Source organism: Sphingobium sp. FW306-1B-F04DB (genome assembly GCF_058781925.1).
The window spans coordinates 15,147-36,025 of the sequence record NZ_JBYSXE010000012.1; the positions used below are offsets into that span (position 1 = coordinate 15,147).

Consider the following 20,879-nt stretch of genomic DNA (forward strand, 5'->3'; position numbering starts at 1 on the left):
GGCTCCTGCGAACGGGCGTGTCACTTCGCGGTCTCGGCCTTGAGCCAGGCGATCAATGCCTTGCGCTTTGCCGGATCGGTGACTCGCATGACCATGCGCGTGCCCGGCACCTTCTGGGTCGGGGCCGCCAGAAACTGGTCGAGGGTCGCGTCGCTCCAGCGGATGTTCGAGGCCTTGAGCGCGGGGCTGTAGTTGGCGAATCCTGCCGCGGAACCCGCCTGCCGCCCGAACAGCCCGTGGAGACTGGGGCCCATGGCGCTTCCCGCGCCGGCCTTGACCGTATGACAGGCACGGCACTGGGCGAAGGTCTGCGCACCCGGATCAGGGCTGGCCTGCGCGATGGAGGCGGGCGACAGCGCTGGCACGAGCGCAATCAATGCCGCAGCCGGCACGAGGCCGATCAAAAATTTCATTATCCTCTCCGGTCTGGAAACGATCGGTCGCCTCGTGTAACCGCTCTCCGCTCCAGGATGCAACCATGTATGACAACGCAATCAGTGAAATGCGATCAATGGTTTGCTGGCTGACGATGAGCGCACGGAAAACGAAAGGGACAGGATGACCGCGATCACGAAACGCAGGGTCCGCTACGGTATGGTCGGCGGGGGCGAGGGCGCTTTTATCGGCGCGGTGCACCGGATGTCGGCGGCGCTCGACGGCGAATATGCGCTGGTCTGCGGCGCCTTCAGCACCGATGCGGCGCGCAACGCCCGCAGCGGCGACTTGATCGGGCTGGATCCGACCCGCGTCTACCCGACCTTTGATGCGCTGATCGCGGGCGAGCGCGCGCTGCCCGAGGACGAGCGGATGGAAGCGGTGGCGATCGTCACCCCCAACCACCTCCACGCGCCCATGGCGATCGCCGCACTGGACGCGGGCTTTCACGTCATGTCCGAAAAACCGATGGCGCTGAATCTCGATGAGGCGCTGGCGATCCGCGACGCGCTGCGCCGCAGCGGCCGGCTCTATGCGCTCGCTTTCACTTACAGCGGTTATCCGCTGGTGGAAGAAGCGCGCGCGCGCGTGCAACGCGGTGATTTCGGCCGGATCCGGCTCGTGCAGGTCGAATATCTGCAGGGCTGGCTGAGCACGCCGATCGACCGCGACGGGCACAAACAGGCGGAGTGGCGTACCGATCCTGCCCGCGCCGGGCTCGGCGGATGCCTGGGCGATATCGGAACACACGCCTTCCAGCTCGCCGAACACATCTCCGGCCTGCGGATAGAGGAACTGAGCGCGGAGTTGACCACGCATGTGCCGGGGCGCCGGCTCGACGACGACGTATCGGCGCTGCTGCGCTTCGAGGGCGGCGCGCGGGGCACGCTGAAAGCCAGCCAGGTGGCGGCGGGTGAGGAGAACGGGTTGCGCATCAGGATCCACGGCGAAAAGGGAGGGCTTGATTGGGCGCAGATGGAGCCCAACACGCTCACCCTGCGCTGGCTCGATCGGCCCATGGAAGTCGTACGCGCGGGTGGAGCGGACCTGTCGCCGGGAACGTCGGCGCGACTGCGTACGCCTGCCGGGCATCCGGAAGGCTATATCGAGGCGTTTGCGAACCTCTATCGCGACTTCGCCGCGGCGATCCGACAAGGTGCGGGCGGCCCGCCGTCGGCGAGCGAAGCCCGATGGTTTCCTTCCGCGGAAGACGGGCTGCGAACCATGGCATTCGTCGAGGCTGCGGTTGAGAGCAGCCGGGCAAATGCACAATGGACCCGTCTGGCCGTTGACCGCCTCGATGCGAGCCACTGACCTGCGCAATTTCGGCAGCGAGTGTGCAATCGGCGTTGAAAATCTGCGAACTGTCTGCGAACGAAGTGGAGATTTGCGCTCCTGGCTTCTCGTTTCCGGCGAGGAGCCGATCCGCATCCAGATGTATGAGTGTCAGGTTTTGGCGCGCGCGGATAGCGCCTCGAGCGTCCGCGATTGGCGCGGAACCTGCCTCTGTCGAAGCTGACCAACAATGACGGCAACGCGCCGATGTCGGCATGCGACGCCGCCGCCAGAATCTTCGAAGCGGACCTCGGCGCATCAATTGTGATGCGCGCACTGACAATTCTTTGCTCGAGCGGTTAGATCCCGCCAGAGGAGCCCCGTCTAATCAACTTCACGATTGCCAAGAGGATGATGGCCCCGAGCAACGAGTAGAGGATCGCCACGAGGTTGAGGGGCGCGTTGATTATCGATGCGCCGCCACCGAACAAGAACCCTGCGATGAGTGCGCCGACGATGCCGATTACGATGTCGAACAGGATTCCACCGCCGCTGCGCATAATCATGCCCGCGACCCACCCGACGAGGGCGCCCACGATCAGAATGATGATCAGGCCCATGATCTCCTCCAATGCCACTGCAATCTCTTCGATCGCGAATAATAGACTCTTTCGGTCCTGCAACGGTTCCGAAACGAATGGTGTAACTGCGGATGGACATGCCTTTCGATCGAGCAGGCGAAGGGGAACCCTGAACGAAATGCGGGCCGGGATGTCGGCTTTTAGGAAGTCCGCAATCGGTTCCTATGTCCAAGATTGCGGCGAATACGGTCAATAACCTGGACGCAGGCACGGACGGCAGCTCACGACCCCGGAGCGGACCGGTTTTATCGCGACGACGCAGTATATTTGTCCGCACGGCGGCGGCCGACCAACATGCTGCGCTCCAGCCGGACGCACAGCGCGATGTAGTAATCAGACAAGAAGCCGAAATCGTCGCCGTCGTCGGGGATATCGGCCTTGCGCCGAATGGCGGCGGCGACCGTCGCGATGGCGTCCTCCCGCCCCTTGCGCAGCACCTCCTCCAGCGTCTGCAGTTCGTATATGCCGTAAAGGTCCAGCGCCGTCTCGCTGAACACGCGGCGCGATTTTTCGGCGGAAGTCGCCGAAAGATCAGCGCCTAGGCGCCCGCGCACGTCATTCACGACCCAGGTGCCGGCGAGCAGGTCGCCAACGCGGAGCCGATCACGGTTGAACAGCGGAAAAAGGAGGAATATGCCGCTCCACAGCAAGGCAAACAGTATAAGGAAGCTATCGGCTACCCCTTGTGCCGCCTGCATCGCGAGAAAGGAGAGCGGCAGGAACACCTCGATCTCCCGCATGGCATTGCGAACCACCACCGCCCCGCCCGTGAGGCGACCGCCGTCGCGGGCCACCACGCGTAGACCGACAAGACGCTTGCCCGGCGTGGCACCACGCCCACCGATCTCGAACAGGGTAAACCAGCCGTTTCGCAGCACGAAGAAGCCGACGAGCCACAGGATCTGCGCGACTTCATCGCCGCCCCCCGACCTATACACCCAGGCCAGCGCCACAGTGCTGCTGATCATAAAGACAAGAATGATGATCGCATCGAGCAGGAAGGCGGCCGCTCGGGCGCCGGCGCTGCCCAGTTCCAGCCGCAGGTCGACGCCCTCCGGCGTCACGAAGGTGCGTCGGAGCGACGCAGGCGTGCGGTCCCGTCTAGCGCGAAAGGGCCAGCGCATCGGAGTTTTCCCTGCGACGGGGCAGATAAAAATAGCAGAGCCAGCCGGCGAGCGCGGCGATGCCGATGCCGTAGCGCAGGCCGTCGGCCTGCACCGTCTGCCGCCCGATGCCCTCCAACAGGCCGGCGACCAGGAGCATGCACACTACCCCCACCATGGCGAGCGCCGTGCTGCGCCCGGCGCGAACCGCAGCCTCCGTCCGCGCCTCGCGGCCCGGGAAGGCGAGGGCCGTGCCGATCCGCATTCCCGCTGCGCCGGCGATAATGATCGCGAATATCTCGGTCGACCCATGGATGGTCAACCAGCCTATGAAGCCGAAGCCCAGCCCTTTAGTCGCGAATACTGCGACCATGGCTCCGAGAGTAAGGCCATTATAGACGAGCAACAAGACGGACGGCACGGTGAAGGCAAAACCGAGCGCGAAGGCGAAGATCGCGATCTGGCTGTTATGGGTAAAGAGAAAGACTGCAAAGGTGGCGAGCATGCCGTCGCCTTCCTGTTTGCCGTAGATGGTCGCGCGTAGCGCCCCCGCGCTGGCTGAAGGGTCGCGGCCGGATGCCATAGCATCCGGAATGATGCTGTAAAACCAGGATGGATCATGGGCCACCAGAAGGTAGCCGGCAACCATGCCCGCAAAGGTGAGCAGGAGGCACGCCAGCGTCTCGCGCCAGAGTGCCTGCACCGCCAGCGGCCAGCCCGAGCCGAGGAAGCGGGCAAGCTGCCGGGGAAGCGAGGTCGACACACCGTAGAGCTGGAAATAAGCGCGGGTGCAGAGCTGCTCCAGATAGGTAACAAGCCCGCGATCTAGCGACGTCTCGCGCGCAACGGACAGTGCAGACAACGCCGAGCGGTAGAGCAGCGGCAGGGCGAGTATGTCGTCGTCGTCGAGCGCGCGGACCGACCGCCGTTCCATCCGTGTCAACAGCTGATCCAACCGCTCCCAATCCGCCTCGTGCGCTGCGCGGAAGCGGCTGGCATTGACCAGCGGCGCGGCCCCGCCAGCGCGGAAATCGACGAGGGCGCTCACAGCAGGTTCTTCCGCTTCAGGTCGAAATAGCCTTGGACCAGCCGATCGGAAACTCGATCATGTTCACTCTCGATCACATGCACTCCGAGGTGGCGCAGTTGGGTGAGGACCATCAGCCGGTCACGCAACAGCGCGGCGGCGGTGACGGCCCGGGTCACATCGTCGGCTGTCACGGGCGGACGGTCGACGATCGCTTCCAGCTCCTCATCGCGCAGCACGACCACCAGCAACAGGTGCGTCTCCACCAACCGGGCGGCAGCGCGAACCATGAACTCGGCTGAGGTAAGGTCGGTGAACTCGGTGAACAGCACGATCATCGACCGGCGCGTCAGCCGAGCAGCAAGCGTCGTCAGCGCATGGGTATAGTTGGTTTCCTCGCCGCTATAGTCGATCCGTGCCGCCAGCTGCTGAAGCTCGCCGAAGGCGGCCGCGCCCGACACCAGGCCGCTGGCGATGCGCGGTCGGGAATCGAAGGCGTGGAGCGCGACCCGGTCGCCGAGCTTCAGCGCAACCCAGGCGGTCAGCAGCATGGCGGAGACGACGCAGTCCAGCCGCGTGAGCCCGGCGACCGGCTCCGACATCTGCCGGCCGCTGTCGACGGCGAAGACGATCTGGTTGTTGCGCTCCGTCCGATATTCCTTGGCGCGCAGCTTGATGTGGCGGGCCGATTGTTTCCAGTCGATCGCACGTCGGTCCATGCCGGAACGGAATTCGACGAGCGCGTCGAAATCGGCGCCATCGCCTCGGTCGATCTGCGCAATAAGTCCCTGGACGGCGTGACGCTGGAAGATTTGCGCGCCCCGCTCATGCACCGGCCGGACATCGGGCAGGATCGCGATTGTCTTGTCGAGCGGCAGGATGCATTGCTTCCAGACGAGACCGAGCGGCCCGCGCCAGCGCAACCACGCCTGGTCGACGTGCGCAGTCCCCCGCCGGGCGGCATGCAGAGGTACCAATCCCGCCCCCTTGCCAGCGTCGAGGTCGAGCCAGGCAATATCGTCGGCCTGCCCCATCAGTCGGTCGGTCCGCAGCGCAAACTGGACACTGGAGGGAGGCGACCTCCCCGCGATCTCGACGTGCAAGGTCGCAGTGACATCCGCCCCCACATCGGCCCGACGCGGGACGTCAAGCCGCGCGACCGCCTTGCCGGGGCGCGACCCCCGCAACCCGTCGATCAGCGTCAGCGCGAGCACCGCGAGTGGCCAGGCCAGCGCCGCGTACCAGCGCCCCGGCACGACGAGCGCGACCAGCAACGCCAGGGGAGCGCCCGCAGCTGTACAAAGTATGGCCGTGCGTGTGGGATAGATCATCCTCAGCGCGGCGCCTCGATCGTCTCAATGATGCCCGTCACCACGTCCTCAATCATCCGGCCGTCGATCTCGGCCGCCGGCGACAAAATAAGGCGATGGCGCAGCAGCGCCGGCGCAAGCGCCTTCACATCATCGGGGATCACGAATTCTCGCCCATCTATCGCCGCCCGCGCGCGCGCCGCACCGGCCAGCATGGCGCCGGCGCGCGGCGAAGCGCCGCTTTCCAGGTCCGCAACGTCGCGCGTGCCCCGGATCAGCGCGAGGATATAGTCGACCACCTCGTCAACCAGGCGCACTTGCGCCACTGTCGCGATGGCGGTGCCGATCCGCGCGGCATCCGCAACCGGGACCACACCCCAGTCTTCCGGCACCATCGCACCTGTCCGCGCGCCATGGGTGGCGATTATCTTGCGTTCCTCGTCCGCGGCGGGATAGTCGACGGACTGCTTGAACAAGAAGCGATCGAGCTGGGCTTCGGGCAGCGGATAGACGCCCTGCTGCTCGATCGGGTTCTGCGTCGCCACCACCATGAACCGCTCGCTCAGCGCCAGGCTCTCACCGTCGATGGTGACGGTGCGTTCCTGCATTGCCTCCAGCAGCGCCGCCTGGGTCTTGGGCGGGGTGCGGTTGATTTCGTCGGCGAGCAGCAACTCGGTGAAGATCGGGCCATGGGTCAGCGTGAACTGGCTGGTCTGGAAGTTGAAAAGGTTGGCGCCGATGATGTCGCCCGGCATCAGGTCCGGAGTGAACTGGATGCGCCCGAAGCCGAGCCCGACGGCCCGCGCGAAACTATGGGCGAGCAGTGTCTTGGCCGTGCCCGGCGGCCCTTCGAGCAGGATGTGACCCCCCGAGAGCAAGGCGACAAGCATCAGCTCCACCGTCGCCTCCTGGCCGACAACGGCGCGTGCGACTTCCTGCCGGATGCTGGCGGCCAGCGCCTGGACTTCTTCAACCGTCACCTGATCTTCTCCCCTTTCCATGCGTGCAGCGCCTGCGCCGCGTCTAACATCGCCTGGCGGTCTCCCGCCGCCTCCGCCGCCCGTGCCAAGTCGGAGAACCGATGCGGTCCTTTCAAGGCATCGAGATAGTCTTCGAGCGCACCGTCGCGGAGCCGGCCAGGCGCGCCGAAGACCCGCGCCGCCTGCTCCCGCACGACGGAGGCATAACGCGCGCCCATGTTCCTCTCGCGTCCTGCCTTGCGCACGAGTGCGGCGCTATTATCGACGAGCGCCGTCTTGCCGAAGGCGATGGCGCGCTCGCGCGGGCGCACCGGCCCAAACCGGCCGAAGGCCTGCACGCCAAGCAGCAACAGCGCCGCGGCGATGGTCAGCGTCATGGCGAGGAAAGGCGGCTCGAAGATTAGCTTCAGCGGACTGCGCGAATGGCCGAAGCCATTGAACGACACGTCGAAGGCGATCCCCTCGGGCGGATTGGAGTTCAACCAGTCGATCAGCGCGAGCGCGGAGGCGGCCTGGCCAACATCCTTCATGCCCATATTGTTGAGAAGATCCGGGTCCGCCAGCACAAAGAGCGGCCCTCTACCTATCTGGGCTAGGACGATGCCGCCCTGCCTGTCGACAACCAGCGGCTCGATCGCCACGTCGGCGCGATAGTCGGGATCATTCATCCGCGTCGGATCGGTTTCTATGCCGGTGATGACCTGCAGGTCCCGGGGTGCGCGGAAGCGGATCTCCGGCGACACGTCCGCGGACATCAGAGCGTCGCCTTTCGTCCGGTACTGCTTCATCCTGAAGCGGTAGCCGGGCGCCAGCACGCCGATCGGCTCGGACAGCGTGACCAGCCCGGACTTGCGGACCCAGCCCTTGCGATCGGGATCGGCCGTCACCACCCATTTGGGCAGGATGAACAATGTCGGCTTCTGCTGCCGCCCCTGGAGCGCATCGCTGATGTTGGTGGCGGCATGTTCGGGCGTCACCACCAGCAGGTCCTCGGTGCCGAACTCGCGGGAATTGCGCACGATCCGGGGATTGCGGCCCGTCGCCTCTCCCAGCGCGACCAGCGCGCTGAAGCCGGTCGCGGCGTTGGAGAGCGCATGTGCCCCGCCGTTACGGCCCGAGCGCAGGTCAGGGGCGTATGCGCCCAGCACCAGCATGCCGACAAAGCCGAGGAGCCCCATCGCGAGCAGCAGGCCCACGGTCCGGCCACGAAAGAGCGCGCCGTCCGCCTGCCCTCTGATCGCGACGTCGCTCATGCCTTCCAGGTCCGCGCTTGGGCGAAATCGGTGTAGGCGGCACGGCAGCGCGACCATTGCTCGGCACCGACGGTGCTGCCGCCAAACAGGCTGCGTTCGACGACGGCGGAAATCTCGGCGAACAGGCGTCGTGGTGCGGGCGGGATGCCCTCCGCGCCGGCAAGGTCGCGACTTGTGAGCGCGGGGCGCACGACCTGCGGGCGACGACGCGACAGATCCTCGACGCTGCGCAGAAGCAAGTGGTGCACGGCCTCGCCATACTGGCCCTGTGCCGCCAGCGCGTCGGCCTCCTGCAGCCAGGCGCGTGCTGGCGCGGCCTCGGGCGCCCAGCTCCTGTCTTCGTCAGTCGCGACCGACGCTGCCGTGCGACGGCGGCGCAACCGTGGCAGGCCCCATTCGCCATGGCGAATGCGATCCTGGATCATCCACAACAGGAACAGCACGGTAACCGCAATCATCGTCCACAGGATGATGCGGGCATAGGGTGCGTCCGGCATGAAGCTGCCGATCCAGTGCAGGAAGCGACCGATGGGCGCCAGCACCCGTTCCAGCCACTCACCCAGCGCTTGCAGCCATGCCGGTGGCGGCGTCGGACCGGCGGCAGGCGCCATGGTGAACTGCACGTCGCCGCCTTCGCGCAGCGCGCCATGCGCGGCGACGAGCCGCTCGTCCAACGCTCCTGCATCCCCCCGCATCCGTTCCAGCCCCCTGTCCCGCGCCGACACTAGCGCAATGCCATCCGCCCGCAAGCCGCCCCACGAATCACACGCACTAGTGACACGCGGAACGAATTAAGCCAACAAACGCAAAGGGGTATTTAAGGAAGGGGGGAAGATTCACATGGCAACCACTGTCGTTATGAACGAGGACAAGCCGGTTTCGATCGGCGTGATCCTGAGCCGCGCCTTCGGCGTGATGGGTGACAATCCGATCGCGACATTCGGCATCGCCTTTCTTTTCGGCGCGTTGCCGCAGCTACTTTACACCTATTTCCTCCAATCGAGCCTGCAGGCGGGCGCCGCCGCCAATGTACTGGCGACCACCTTCATCTCGCTGGGCTCGCTGGTCGTCTTCATGCTGTGCAGTTCGTTGGTGCAGGGCGCGCTTGTTCGTACGGCCACAGCCTATGCGGACGGGGAGCGGGCAACGTTCGGCGAAAGCGTCTCGGTCGGCCTATCCAAGGCCGTACCGCTCGTCGGCCTCGCGATCCTGATGACATTGGGGATCAGCATCGGCTTCGTACTGCTGTTCGTGCCGGGCATCATTCTGCTCATGATGTGGTCTGTGGCAACGCCCGCGTTGGTCAGCGAGGATATCGGCGTCTTCGCCGCCTTCAGCCGCAGCCGCTTTCTCACCAAGGGCGCGCGATGGAAGATATTCGGCCTGATGCTGTTGTTGCTGGTCCTATTCTGGATCCTCTCGGCAATCGCCGGCGTAGTGATGTTCGCATTCGGCTTCCAGTCAGCCATGGGGGCGCTGGCCAGCGGCCACATGCCGATCTGGTACATCGTCCTGTCTGCGGTGACGGGAACAATTACGAGTGCGCTGTGGGGTACGGTGCAGACCAGCCTCTATGTCTCGTTGCGCGATTGGAAAGACGGCCCGCGGGGAGAGGCGCTGGCAGACGTGTTCGCCTGATTTCAAACCTTCGAGGGGGCGCGCCGTCGCCTTGCAGTTGACGGGCGCTCGCCCTCGATGGGCCGAGATCGGCGCCGTTGGCAAACCGATCGGAGCGGTCCGAAGTCTCACCAGCCCCAAGTGGAGGACATGCTCCTCGCGCCCCGCACGCGTGACCGCGAGCTGGGGCATGGCGTTGAAGGCGACGGGCGCCCCGTCGCCACTGCGGCAGACGAACGTGATGACGCTGCGCGACCAGGCGTTGCTGTCGGTGGCGAACAGGCCGTAATCGAGATCGCGGCCACCGAGGCAGGCGCGCACCACCGTGCGGCACTGGCCGATTAGCCGGTCAAGATCGGCCGACGTTAGGCATTCGCCCGGGCGTTCGAAAATATGCACGACATGATCGGGCGAGGCGCGAAACTGAAGGAGCAACCGTCGGCGCCGAAGCGCCATGATAAGATCGATCATCGACAGTTGGCCCCGCACCAGTTTCGATGGTTTTAGCGATGGTTGGCCAGCAGTCTAAAGTCGATGAGGTCTACGGGTCCGTACTGCGCCTAGTTGCGGACGGCAGTCGCACGCCTTTTGGGTTTTGATGCGGGAGTAAATGAGGGGCTTTCCATCGCCTGCTACGATCATCCCGCAGCTTCATTAATGGATGCCGGCTTTCAGGCAATGAGGGAGGGGCGCTGACTTTGCGGGCGTTTGCTGTCACGAGGGCCGAATTCAAAAGGAAGCAGCGTGCACATGTAGCCGGCAGGCCGACAGCTCTCGCCCCGGCTTCAGGAGCCTGCGCGTCTGGGTGTGTCGGGCGAGGCGGCCATGGCAACCTCGGCCCTCCGGTCGCGTTGTGTTCAGTACGAGGGGCCAAGGAGATCCGACATGCCTCGCGGTGACAAGAGCAGCTATACCGACAAGCAGAAGCGCAAGGCCGAGCATATCGAGGAAGGTTATGAGACGCGCGGCGTCTCGCACAAGGAAGCTGAGCGCAGGGCCTGGGCGACGGTCAACAAGGAATCGGGCGGCGGCAAGAAATCAGGCTCTGGCCGGGGCAAGAAGGAGAGCCATGAATCTTCGCGGCGCGGTGGTCGCAAGGGCGGGGCTTCCGCAAGCCGCAGTGCAGCCGATCGATCAGCCGCGGCGAAAAAGGGTTGGGAAACGCGGCGCCGGCGCGGCAACGCGTAACAGACCAGGCAGCTGCGCCTGCGCGGGTTGAGCAACCACCTTGGCGATATCGAAGTAGCGCCATCCGCAACGGAACGCCTTTGAAGCGGCCACCCTGCTCTTCCGCGTTCTCGCCCGGGACGCGACACCCTCTGCTGCCAGGTGATCCGTGCGCCGGTTCCGTGTCGCTCTCGCTGACCGGCGCGGCGCCAGGGCTGCAACCATTTGGGACGCAGATTGTTGCTTTTTCATAACAACCTTGGCGAACGAGCGTGATCGAGGCAGAGCATGTGGAGCCTCCATGGTGGCGGGTGCAGCGCGGCGAAGGCCCCGTCATCGCGACCGCGATCCATGACGGGCATGGTCTTCGCCCCGGGGTGCGGCAGGCCATTGCGCTAGGGGAAGCGGATCGCCTGCGCGAAGAGGACCCGTTTACCGGCCAGGCGATCGAAGGCGTGCCCACCCATGTCATTGCCGGACTGTCGCGTTTCGAGATCGACCTCAACCGTCCGCGCGAAGACGCTGTGTATCTGAGGCCGGATCAGGCCTGGGGGCTCAGTGTCTGGCGGGACGTGCTGCCGGAGGACGTCGTCCGACGATCGCTTGTCATCCATGACCGTTTCTATGCCATGATGAGGCATCTGCTAGAGGACATTGCGACCGAAAATGGGCTGTTCGTGCTTCTCGATGTGCATAGCTACAATCATATGCGCGGGGGGCCGAACCGGGCAGCCCCGCAGGTTGAGGCGCCCGATATCAATATCGGGACATTCTCGATGCCCCGCGATCATTGGGCATGGCTGCTCGATCCCCTCCTCAAGGCGATGCGCGCATTCGATTTTGGAGGACGCCGGCTCGATGTTCGCGAGAATGTCGCGTTCCAGGGCAAGGGCGAACTCGCACGCTTCGTCCATCGCAAGTTCGCGATGACGGGATGCGCGATCGCGATCGAGTTCAAGAAATTCTACATGGATGAATGGACCGGCGTGCCCGATCGCACCGCGCTCGGTCATATGCGCGAATTCATCGACCATGTCGCGGCAACATCAAGGGAGCTCATCCATGGTCGCTAGTGCGCCGGCCCTGCAGGATGCGGTCTCCCCGATTGCCGAGCGCGCGCAGGCAGATGCATTTCGCATCCCGATTGCGGGTGGCGGTCGCGCGCATCTCGATCGCCCGCTTCCCTTCCTGATGCTGTGCCGGCAGGAGTGCCGTGACCCCAGCAGCCTTGCCGGCGCGATCGCGAGCCTCAGCCCAGCCTATCTCCTCTGGAGCCCGCCAGGGGATACCGACGCGCTGGAAATCATCGCGACGATCAATGAACGGGTCCGCATCGCGCGGCACCAACTACTCATCGTTTCGCTCTATGACCTGCCACGCGATGAGGAACTTGAAGAAGAAGCACCTCGGCTCGAGCGATTCCAGTGCCGGCTGAGTGCGTCGGACGATGCTCCGGGGCAGACGGCCGCCGCCTGCATTGCAGACGCGCTTGGCAGGATAGAGGCTGACACGCGGCAATGCGCGGTCGAGCATGTGTCGCGCGCATGGTTCGAGCCGGGCGTCGAGCGCCTCGTGTCAGAGAACGCCCATATTTCGCACATCTCGCTCGGCTTGCCCCAAAACTATCGCATTCCAGGCAAGCCCGCAGTCTATCCGCAGCTGCTCCATGACCTGTCGGTCGCGATGTTCGATGCACTGCTTCAGGCATGCCGCGCCTTTGCAATGGAAGCCGGGCTGGCGACCCCGGCCTCGCATCGGGCGTTCGGGCGGAGCACCTTTGTGTTCGCTGCGCGCTCGATCGACCGCAAGCTTTTGAAGATCGCGACCTCGTACGACTTCCTTCTCGGGGTTTCGCCGGTCAACAGCATCGAGGCGTTCGAGCAGTTCAGCGCGTCGGGATATGAGGTCGAGCCGGTCTTTCGCTACCGTCCGCTGCCGGTCGACCCGGACCTTGCCAAGCGTGCACTCTATGCCATCGACCTGAGGCGCGCCGAGGATCCGGTGCTCGAGACCCTGTTCGCCGAAAAGCGTCATGAGCTCGATCAGCAGCTCACCATGCTGCATTATCGAAACACGCCCGCCTTTCGCTATGCCTCGCTCATGCTCTACGGGGCGGTGGAGCCGGAACTTCTAAGCGCTGCCAGCGCCATTCTCGCCCGACCCGCTCGGGGGAACGCGGCGGACAGGCCGGCCATGGCCGATGCTGCGCTGATCCGGGAAAGCGCGCGTTCGCTGATCCGCCGCTATCGCAGGCGCGATCCCCAATTCATCGCAAGGACCAGCATCCGCGATGATTTGGCTCCCGGGCTGATGGTGACGGGGCGCACGCTCCTTATCTCCAGCAGCACGCGCATGCGAAAGGCACGACTGGATGCGCTCCTGCAGCACGAGGTCTCGGTGCACCTGCTCACCTGTATAAATGGCGATGCACAGGGCCTTGCGCTCTTCAGAACGGGGCTCGCCGATTATGAGGGCGTCCAGGAAGGGCTCGGTGTATTCGCGGAAGCGGTGTCAGGCGGATTGACCGCCTCCCGGCTGCGGCTGCTGGCAGCCCGGGTCGTGATCGTTGATGCAATGCTCAAGGGCGCCGGCTTCATCGACTGCTTTCGGCTGCTTGTGGACGGCCACGCGTTCAGCCCCAGGATTGCCTTCAATATCGTGGCGCGAATCTTCCGCTCGGGCGGATTGACCAAGGATGCGATCTATCTTCGCGGCTTCAGCCAGGTGCTCGCACTGCTCGCCGGGGGGCAGGATCTGACCCCCTTCTGGGCGGGCAAGATCGCGGCACGCCATATCCCGGTGGTCGAGGAATTGGAATTGCGCGGCCTGATGAAGCCCGCGCGTTCGATTCCCGAGTTCCTGGCGCGCGATGGAGCGGCCGAGCGCATCGACATGTTGCGCAAGCTCAATTCGATCTCCCAACTCATCTGAATGGAGAGCGACCATGCTCATCGCCTTCTTCGTGAACGACATGGAACGAGAGCATGCCGGTTACACCACCACGGTGCTCGCGCATGAGGCAACGCGCCGCGGCCATCGCGTTTGCTATATCACGCCAGGGGACTTCATGTTGAACCCGGCGGACGAGCTCCATGTGCACGCGCGGTTCGCGCCTTCGAAAAAGGCGCGCACGGCGAGCGAATTCTTCAAGCAGATTCAGGCTGCGGAGCACGAGGCCGCGACGATCGACATGCGCGAGGTCGACGTGCTGATGCTGCGCAACGACCCTTCGCTCGATGCCCAGTCAAGGCCGTGGGCGGAGGGGGCGGGCATCATTTTCGGACGCGCGGCGGCGGCGCGCGGCGTGCTCGTCCTCAACGATCCGGACAGCCTGTCGCTTGCCATCAACAAGCTCTATTTCCAGTCCTTTCCGGAAGTTGTACGCGCCGAGACGCTGATCACCAAGTTCGCAAGCGACGTAAAGCAGTTCGCGAAGGAGCATGGCGGCAAGATCATCCTGAAGCCCCTTCAGGGCTCGGGCGGGCAGAGCGTGTTCCTGGTGGGCTCGGAAAACGCTTCGAACATCAACCAGATGATCGAGGCGATCACGCGCGACGGCTATATCATTGCCCAAGCCTATGTGCCTGCCGCCGCAAAGGGGGATATACGGCTTTTCCTCATGAACGGCCGCCCACTCCGCATAGGCAAGAAGTTCGCAGCGCTCCGGCGCGTCAGCTCGAAGGATGATATACGCAGCAACATCCATGCTGGCGGCAAGGCGGAATCGGTCGAGATCACCGAGCGGGAACTGCGCGTGGCCGAGCTCATCCGCCCGAAGCTGATCGCCGATGGCATGTTTCTGGTCGGTATCGACATTGTCGGGGACAAGATCCTGGAGGTGAATGTTTTCAGCCCCGGCAATCTCCAGAGCTGCAGCAAGCTTGCCGGTGTCAATTTCAACACACCGATCATCGAGGCGATCGAGCGCAAGATCGACATCGCCAGGGAGTTCGCAGGCAAGTTCGACAATCGGACGCTTGCGGTGATGTAGGCCGCAGCACGAGTTCATTACCCCTTTCCGTTAACCATAATATCGCGGATAATGCGACGAGATCAGTCACTGCGAAGATTACGAGAGGCCAACTCATCACGAGGTGGCGAAGTGAAGGAGCGTGACATGAAACTGATGAAACCAATCATCGTTGCGGCAGCATTGCTAGCTGCGCCAACACCGGCAACTGCACAGGATTCAAGCTACACGCCCGGCACCATCTGGGAATCGAGCTATATCAAGACCCTGCCGGGACAGTTCGAAAACTATATGGACTACCTCGCAACTACCTGGAAAAAGATCCAGGAAATGGGCAAAAAGGAGGGGGTGATCGTCAGTTACCACGTGCTGTCAACCAACCACGCCCGCCAGGGTGAGCCCGACTTGATCCTCATCGTCGAATACAAGGACTACCAGTCCACAGCTCAGCAAGAAGCGTTTAGCGACAAGGTTAACGCGATGCTGGCGCAGGACGACCGCAAGGCGGACGCCGCCAGCGGCGCACGCGGAACGATGCGCGAACTGCTCGGCTCGCGGCAATACCAAGAACTCAAGCTGAAATAGTCGCGTGCCATCGGATGGGCGGCGTATCGTAGCGCCGCCTTATCCGCCAGTCTTCCCCAAAAATCCGCGGGAGCGAGTCACCTTCCACGGTCATGGCATGGAGGCTGTTCTCCGATAAGATGGAAATACGGGCTCACGAATGCCTGCAGTGCACCTCTCGCTTCTATCGATCAGGATCAATTAGCACCGCTGATCCAGATCGTCTTCTCACTGCCGTAGGACTTTGCCCCAGGAAGCGCCTGACCGTCTTGTTGAAGTGATGGGCGTCCGGGATGCCCACGCGCTCAGCAATCCTCCAGATCGGCAAATCGGTCGACTGCAGGAGGTAGCGAGCATGCTCGACGCGCCGCTCGAGGAGTCTGTGGGGAATCGTGATCCCGAACCGCTCGCGAAAGGCACGGGCGAGATGGGCTTGTGAACGCCCCACCTCGCGGGCGATGGCGGGGACTGTCAGCGGTTCAGCGAAGCGCTCGTTGATGATGTCAGCCGCATCGGTGACGAAGGACGATGCCGGCTGCGGCGTCGCGCGTTCCGCAAGCGAGAGTATCAGCTGCTGGAGCGCAAGCGCGGCGACCGCCGGCCCGATCCCGCTTTCGTCCGCGTGCGCGCGGACCCGTGCAATATGGGCCATCGCCTCGCGTATCGGCGCGGAGGCCGGACCCAGCCGCATATGCAGCGGAAGCTTTATCGCGGGAACCGTTTCCGGCGGCACGGGCGCGAAATGGATGCACCAGTGCGATCCCGGCGCGGCGAGATCATAGGCGCTTTCGCCGAATGCGGGGCTCAGGGTGACATCGCCGGGAGCGAGCTCGATCAGCGACCCTCCCAGACGCATCCGCGCCGCATAATTATGCAGGTGCAGCGCGTGCGACTGGCCGCGATAGGTCGTTGCAAACGCTTTGTCGCCCAGATCAAATCTGCCGGCGAGTCGGATTTCGGGAATGACTGCTATCGGCCAGGAAATCATACGCATGTACGAATATATACCAGAACGTCCGAACCAATCCAATTGCACAAAAGTATCGAAGAGCTATCGTTCGACAATAGTTTCATGGAGAGCCTGGCAATGGAAAAGCTCAATCGCCTGTCGAAATCTCAATATGATTTTTACCAGGACAATGGCTATATCCACGTCGAAGGCCTGCTGACGCCGGCCGAAGCCGCACGCTATCGTGCCGAACTGCACGCCTTGGCGGAGCGTCAGGGTCCGAGCGACGCCACCTGGAGCAGCGTGCAGGAAAAGGGGACGCGGATCGCGCATTCTCACGACGTGCATTTCCGGTCGGCGGCGTTCACCCGGCTGCTCGTCGACGAGCGGATCACGGGCATCGCGCAGGACATCATCGGGTCCAACGTGCAGCTGCATCACAACAAGATGTTCATCAAGCCGCCCGAGCGCGGATCGCCATTCCCCATGCACCAGGATTACCCCTATTTCCCGCATGCCCGGCATTCGATGATCGCGGTGATCCTCCATTTCGATGAGGCGCCGGTGGAAAAGGGATGCGTGTGCGCCTATCCGGGCACGCATAAATTGGGACCGCTCGAGGCGATCGGGCAGGACCATCACCTGCCCGAAGTGCGCTATCCGATCTCCGGCGCTACGCCGATCCCTGCCAAAGCGGGGGATGCGATCTTCATGCACTACCTGCTCGTCCACGGCTCGGGCGTCAATGTCTCCAACGAGCCGCGAACAACGTTGCTGATCCAGATGCGCGATCCCGAGGATGAGCCGTTGAACGAGCGCCATAGCTCGCGCGGCCAGGGGATGATGCTCGCCGGCATCGATCCCACGCGCGAGGCCTTCAAATTCGCCTGGGAAGAAGACGGGGCCTGAAGGATGGCGTTGGTCGCGCGCCTGCTTCTGCCGCTGGCGGGGCTGGCGCTTCTCGGCGCCGCGCCCGAGGATCGGTGCGCGTCGTTGAAGATGCTCGCGCCCGCCGGCGTCACGATCGAGACGGCGGAAACGATCCAGGAGCATTTCACCGCGGCGGACGGCACGCGGATCGACAGCGCGCCCGCCTGCCGGGTTCGCGGCGTGGCGCGGCCCGCCGCGGGTTCGCACATCGTCTTCGAGCTCTGGCTGCCGCGCGACGGCTGGAACGGCCGCTATTATCAGCTCGGCAATGGCGGCTTTGCGGGGAATATCCATTATCCCTCGCTTGCCGCCGAGGTTGCGCGCGGCAATGCAGCCGCGGTCACCGATACGGGGCATTCGGGCGACCAGTTCGACGCGCGCTGGGCCAGCGGCCATCCCGAGCGCGTGATTGACTATGGACACCGTTCGATCAAAGCAACTGCGGACGCCGCGCGCGCCCTGATCACCCGCTATTACGGACGGCCACCCGCCACGCGTTATTTCGCAGGCTGCTCCAATGGCGGGCGACAGGCGCTGACGGCCGCCGCGCGATATCCCGGCGATTGGGACGGCATCATCGCAGGCGCGCCCGCCCATCGCTGGTCCCGGCAACTCGCCGATTTCGCGACGATCCAGCAAAGGCTTCGCGTCGCTCCTGACGGATGGATCGCGCCGACGCTGCTCCCGCTGATCCAGCAGGCAGCGCTTGCCTCCTGCCCGCCGGGCTCGACGATCGAGGGCATCGCGCGCGATCCGCGCCAATGCCGTTTCGATCCGGCACAGCTGATCTGCAAGGAGCCTTCGCGGGAGCCCTGTCTGACCGCCCCACAGCTTGAAAGCCTGCGCATCATCATGTCTTCGGGCTTCGAGCCCGCCGCGATGGTGCTCGAGGACTGGCGCCGCTGGATCGTCAATCCCGATCCCGATGCGCAATCGCAACTCACCTTCGCGACCCAGGCCTTTCGGCATTTGCTCCAAGATAATCCGCGGTGGCAGGTTGCCGACCATAGGCCCGGGCGTTTCGTCGCGAACGATGCGATGCGCGAAATGCTCGACGTCGATCCCCGCGACCTAAATGCCTTCCGCGCGGGCGGCGGCAAGATCATCTCCTATTTCGGCTGGTCCGATGCGGTGATCGCGCCGCGGCGCGGCGTCGACTTCTACAGCCACGTCGTGACCCAGCAGGGCGGACTCACGCGCACTCAAGGCTTCTACCGGCTGTTCATGGTACCCGGCATGACGCACTGCCAGGGAGGCCCCGGTCCGGGCGCCTTTGGTCAGTCGCTCCCCGCGCCCGCGTTACGAGACGATCGGCACCACGATATCCGCCGCGCGCTCGAGGCATGGGTCGAGCAGGGTGTCGCTCCGGACAGCCTGATCGCGGTCCGCTACCGCGACGATGATCCCCGTCGCGGCGTTGCTAAACGAGCGACGCTCCTGCCCCTGGACCCGCTTGATTAGACCAAGGAAACTCCCGCAGCGGGGCGGCATTCCAGGATATGCGGCCTGCCTCCCGCCGGGGTTCGATAGCTCACCTCGATCGCTGCGCGAACCGATGCCGCGCGCTCGCGTGGCATGAGCGCGACGACGCATCCGCCGAAACCACCCCCCGTCATGCGCGCGCCACCCTCGTTGCCGATCTCGCGCGCTGCGAGCGCCGCGAGCGCATCGATAGCGGGGACGGTGATCTCGAAATCGTCGCGCATCGATCGATGCGAATCCGCCATGAGCGTGCCGAGTAGCGCCAGATCGCCCACAGCGAGCGCGTCCGCGGCCGCGAGCGTGCGCGCGTTCTCGGTCACCACATGCCGCGCCCGACGATAAGCCACGTCATCGAGCGCCCGTCGGTCGGCCTCCAGACCTGCGAGGTCCAGATCGCGCAGCGCCGCCACGCCATAGTGGCGGGCTGCCGCCTCACACTGCCGTCGGCGCTCGTTATAGGCGCTGTCGACCAGCCCGCGCTCCACACCCGAATGGATGATCATGACCACCAGCCCCTCGGGCACCGCGACCGCACGGCACTCAAGCGACCGGCAGTCGATGAGGAGCGCGGCGCCCGCTTCGGCACGCGCCGAGATCAGCTGATCCATGATCCCGCACGCGCACCCGACGAACTCATTCTCCGCGCGCTGAGCGGTGCGCGCGAGCACGGCTGGGGGGCACTCTATTCCCGCGCTGCGGGTCAGGGCCGATCCAATCGCCACTTCGAGCGAGGCCGAGGAGGAGAGCCCCGCGCCCTGGGGGATATCACCCCCGATCGCGATCTCGGCGCCAGACAGGGCAAAGGCATCCTGCCGAAGGATCTCCGCGACGCCGCGCACATAATTGACCCAGGCCGCGTCCGCCCGTCGCGCGATCGGTGCATCCAGCCGGAAGCGATCGGACGCCGAACCATAATCGGCGGCGACGATGCGCACCTCGCCGTCGTCCCGCCCACGCCCTGCAACCAGGGTGCACCGATCGATCGCGCATGGCAGGACGAAGCCGTCATTATAGTCGGTGTGTTCGCCGATCAGGTTGACGCGCCCCGGTGCCTGGATGAAGAAATCGGGCGCGCCCCCGAAAGCAGCGGCGAAGGTGTGCGCGACCCGCGCGATCAGATCGGGGGCAACGCTCACAGAATCCTCGACGCGCGATAGTGCACGGTCTCGACCGCGCGCAATCTCTCCGCGGCCTGCTCTGGCGTCAGATCGCGCTGCGCCTCGGCCATCATCTCGAAGCCGACCATGAACTTGCGGACGCTCGCGGAGCGCAGCAGCGGCGGATAGAAATGCGCATGAAGCTGCCAGCCCGTGTCGTCCTCTCCGAATGGCGCACCGTGCCATCCCATCGAATAGGGGAAGGAACAGCGGAAGAGGTTGTCGTAGCGGGTCGTCAACTCGCGAAGCGCGATCGCCAGACTTGCGCGCTGCGCAGCTGTGAGCTCGGGCAGGCGCGCCACCGGGAAACGCGGAAGCAAGAGCGTCTCGAACGGCCAGGTGGCCCAGAAGGGCACGATCGCCAGCCAGTCATCGGTCTGAACGACCACGCGCTCGCCAAGCGCTGCTTCGCGCTCGACAAGCTCAATCAGCAGCGGACGGCCACGGTCCCGCATCCACGCGCGCTGGCGCTTGTGCTCGCGCGCCGGTTCGTCGGGCAGATAGTCGGTCGCCCAGATCTGACCATGCGGATGCGGATTGGAACAGCCCATAGCGGCGCCCTTGTTCTCGAAAACCTGCACCCAGCGATAGCGTGCGCCAAGCGCTGCGCTCTCCGCACACCAGGCGTCGATCACCGCGCCCAACCCCGCCAGGGGCAGTTCGGGCAATGTCGCGCCATGATCGGGCGAAAAGCAGATCACGCGCGCTACGCCCCGTGCGGGCGAGAGCTCGAGAAGCGCGTTTGCTTGCAGCGAATCGGGAGCGTCGGGCTGAAGCGCCGCAAAGTCGTTGTCGAAAACGAACACCGAGGCATAGTCGGGGTTCTGCTCCCCCGTCGCGCGGCGGTTGCCCGGACAAAGATGGCAGCCGGGATCGTGCGAAGCCGGCGCGGCATCGACGGGTTGCTCCTCCATACCCAGCCACGGTCTGGCGGCACGATGCGGCGAAACGAGAACGTGACTTCCGTTCAGCGGGTTGAACCGCCGATGCGGATGAAGTTCGGGATCGAAGACAGGCAC

Annotated in this window: 21 protein-coding genes; 10 read left to right on the forward strand and 11 right to left on the reverse strand. The window is 64.5% G+C overall.

Annotated elements, in window-relative coordinates; translation table 11 throughout:
- Positions 1-20: 20 nt before the first annotated feature.
- The gene (locus tag AC3WJD_RS08130) at positions 21-413 is read right to left on the reverse strand and encodes a c-type cytochrome (RefSeq protein WP_492746098.1); all 393 of its coding nucleotides are present in this window, start codon (positions 411-413) and stop codon (positions 21-23) included.
- Positions 414-558: 145 nt separating this feature from the next.
- Between AC3WJD_RS08130 and AC3WJD_RS08135 the strand changes: the two genes are divergently transcribed.
- A complete protein-coding gene (locus tag AC3WJD_RS08135; protein ID WP_492746099.1) occupies positions 559-1,749 on the forward strand; it encodes a Gfo/Idh/MocA family protein in 1,191 nt (396 codons plus the stop codon).
- Positions 1,750-2,069: 320 nt separating this feature from the next.
- Here the strand turns inward: AC3WJD_RS08135 and AC3WJD_RS08140 are convergent, their stop codons facing one another.
- From AC3WJD_RS08140 to AC3WJD_RS08170, 7 genes are all read right to left on the reverse strand, one after another.
- Positions 2,070-2,330: a GlsB/YeaQ/YmgE family stress response membrane protein gene (locus tag AC3WJD_RS08140; protein ID WP_492746100.1), complete on the reverse strand. Its 261-nt coding sequence runs from the start codon at positions 2,328-2,330 to the stop codon at positions 2,070-2,072.
- A 266-nt stretch (positions 2,331-2,596) separates the two neighbouring features.
- Complete coding sequence (locus AC3WJD_RS08145; protein ID WP_492746101.1) at positions 2,597-3,475, reverse strand: RDD family protein; 879 nt, start codon at positions 3,473-3,475, stop codon at positions 2,597-2,599.
- Complete coding sequence (locus AC3WJD_RS08150) at positions 3,453-4,502, reverse strand: stage II sporulation protein M (RefSeq protein ID WP_492746102.1); 1,050 nt, start codon at positions 4,500-4,502, stop codon at positions 3,453-3,455. Before AC3WJD_RS08150 ends, AC3WJD_RS08145 begins: the two co-directional genes overlap by 23 nt.
- The gene (locus AC3WJD_RS08155; RefSeq protein ID WP_492746103.1) at positions 4,499-5,812 is read right to left on the reverse strand and encodes a DUF58 domain-containing protein; all 1,314 of its coding nucleotides are present in this window, start codon (positions 5,810-5,812) and stop codon (positions 4,499-4,501) included. Before AC3WJD_RS08155 ends, AC3WJD_RS08150 begins: the two co-directional genes overlap by 4 nt.
- Positions 5,813-5,814: 2 nt before the next feature.
- On the reverse strand, positions 5,815-6,771 hold the full coding sequence (locus AC3WJD_RS08160) for an AAA family ATPase (RefSeq protein ID WP_492746154.1): 957 nt from the start codon (positions 6,769-6,771) through the stop codon (positions 5,815-5,817).
- Positions 6,768-8,024, reverse strand: a complete 1,257-nt coding sequence (locus AC3WJD_RS08165; RefSeq protein ID WP_492746104.1) for a hypothetical protein — start codon at positions 8,022-8,024, stop codon at positions 6,768-6,770. The genes AC3WJD_RS08160 and AC3WJD_RS08165 overlap by 4 nt, the downstream gene beginning before the upstream one ends.
- Complete coding sequence (locus AC3WJD_RS08170) at positions 8,021-8,698, reverse strand: DUF4129 domain-containing protein (RefSeq protein ID WP_492746105.1); 678 nt, start codon at positions 8,696-8,698, stop codon at positions 8,021-8,023. Before AC3WJD_RS08170 ends, AC3WJD_RS08165 begins: the two co-directional genes overlap by 4 nt.
- Positions 8,699-8,882: 184 nt before the next feature.
- Between AC3WJD_RS08170 and AC3WJD_RS08175 the strand changes: the two genes are divergently transcribed.
- The 7 genes from AC3WJD_RS08175 (at position 8,883) to AC3WJD_RS08205 (ending at position 15,363) form a co-directional block, all read left to right on the forward strand.
- Positions 8,883-9,662: a hypothetical protein gene (locus AC3WJD_RS08175; RefSeq protein ID WP_492746106.1), complete on the forward strand. Its 780-nt coding sequence runs from the start codon at positions 8,883-8,885 to the stop codon at positions 9,660-9,662.
- A 129-nt stretch (positions 9,663-9,791) separates the two neighbouring features.
- Positions 9,792-9,986 (forward strand): hypothetical protein, encoded by a 195-nt coding sequence (locus tag AC3WJD_RS08180; protein ID WP_492746107.1) that lies wholly within the window; start codon positions 9,792-9,794, stop codon positions 9,984-9,986.
- 540 nt (positions 9,987-10,526) lie between these two features.
- The gene (locus AC3WJD_RS08185; protein ID WP_492746108.1) at positions 10,527-10,829 is read left to right on the forward strand and encodes a plasmid stabilization protein; all 303 of its coding nucleotides are present in this window, start codon (positions 10,527-10,529) and stop codon (positions 10,827-10,829) included.
- A gap of 251 nt (positions 10,830-11,080) precedes the next feature.
- Entirely contained in the window at positions 11,081-11,881 is an 801-nt protein-coding gene (locus AC3WJD_RS08190; RefSeq protein WP_492746109.1) for an N-formylglutamate amidohydrolase, read from the forward strand.
- Positions 11,871-13,739, forward strand: coding sequence for a peptidase MATCAP family protein (locus AC3WJD_RS08195; protein WP_492746110.1), 1,869 nt, complete (start codon positions 11,871-11,873; stop codon positions 13,737-13,739). The genes AC3WJD_RS08190 and AC3WJD_RS08195 overlap by 11 nt, the downstream gene beginning before the upstream one ends.
- A 13-nt stretch (positions 13,740-13,752) precedes the next feature.
- Positions 13,753-14,799 (forward strand): glutathione synthetase, encoded by a 1,047-nt coding sequence (locus AC3WJD_RS08200; protein ID WP_492746111.1) that lies wholly within the window; start codon positions 13,753-13,755, stop codon positions 14,797-14,799.
- Positions 14,800-14,925: 126 nt separating this feature from the next.
- Positions 14,926-15,363: a hypothetical protein gene (locus AC3WJD_RS08205; protein ID WP_492746112.1), complete on the forward strand. Its 438-nt coding sequence runs from the start codon at positions 14,926-14,928 to the stop codon at positions 15,361-15,363.
- 163 nt (positions 15,364-15,526) lie between these two features.
- Here AC3WJD_RS08205 and AC3WJD_RS08210 read toward each other — a convergent pair whose 3' ends face one another.
- Positions 15,527-16,330, reverse strand: a complete 804-nt coding sequence (locus tag AC3WJD_RS08210; protein WP_492746113.1) for a helix-turn-helix domain-containing protein — start codon at positions 16,328-16,330, stop codon at positions 15,527-15,529.
- A 99-nt stretch (positions 16,331-16,429) separates the two neighbouring features.
- On the opposite strand from AC3WJD_RS08210, the gene AC3WJD_RS08215 reads away from it, so the two are divergent.
- Together AC3WJD_RS08215 and AC3WJD_RS08220 are read left to right on the forward strand one after the other, a co-directional pair.
- Positions 16,430-17,200, forward strand: a complete 771-nt coding sequence (locus AC3WJD_RS08215) for a phytanoyl-CoA dioxygenase family protein (RefSeq protein WP_492746114.1) — start codon at positions 16,430-16,432, stop codon at positions 17,198-17,200.
- A gap of 3 nt (positions 17,201-17,203) precedes the next feature.
- Positions 17,204-18,682 carry a tannase/feruloyl esterase family alpha/beta hydrolase gene (locus AC3WJD_RS08220; RefSeq protein ID WP_492746115.1) on the forward strand — a complete coding sequence of 493 codons (1,479 nt, stop codon included), beginning with the start codon at positions 17,204-17,206 and terminating at the stop codon, positions 18,680-18,682.
- Here AC3WJD_RS08220 and galK read toward each other — a convergent pair.
- Both galK and AC3WJD_RS08230 read right to left on the reverse strand, forming a co-directional pair.
- Positions 18,679-19,839, reverse strand: coding sequence for a galactokinase (gene galK / locus AC3WJD_RS08225; RefSeq protein ID WP_492746116.1), 1,161 nt, complete (start codon positions 19,837-19,839; stop codon positions 18,679-18,681). The two genes, AC3WJD_RS08220 and galK, sit on opposite strands and share 4 nt — an antisense overlap.
- Entirely contained in the window at positions 19,836-20,879 is a 1,044-nt protein-coding gene (locus AC3WJD_RS08230) for a UDP-glucose--hexose-1-phosphate uridylyltransferase (RefSeq protein WP_492746117.1), read from the reverse strand. Before AC3WJD_RS08230 ends, galK begins: the two co-directional genes overlap by 4 nt.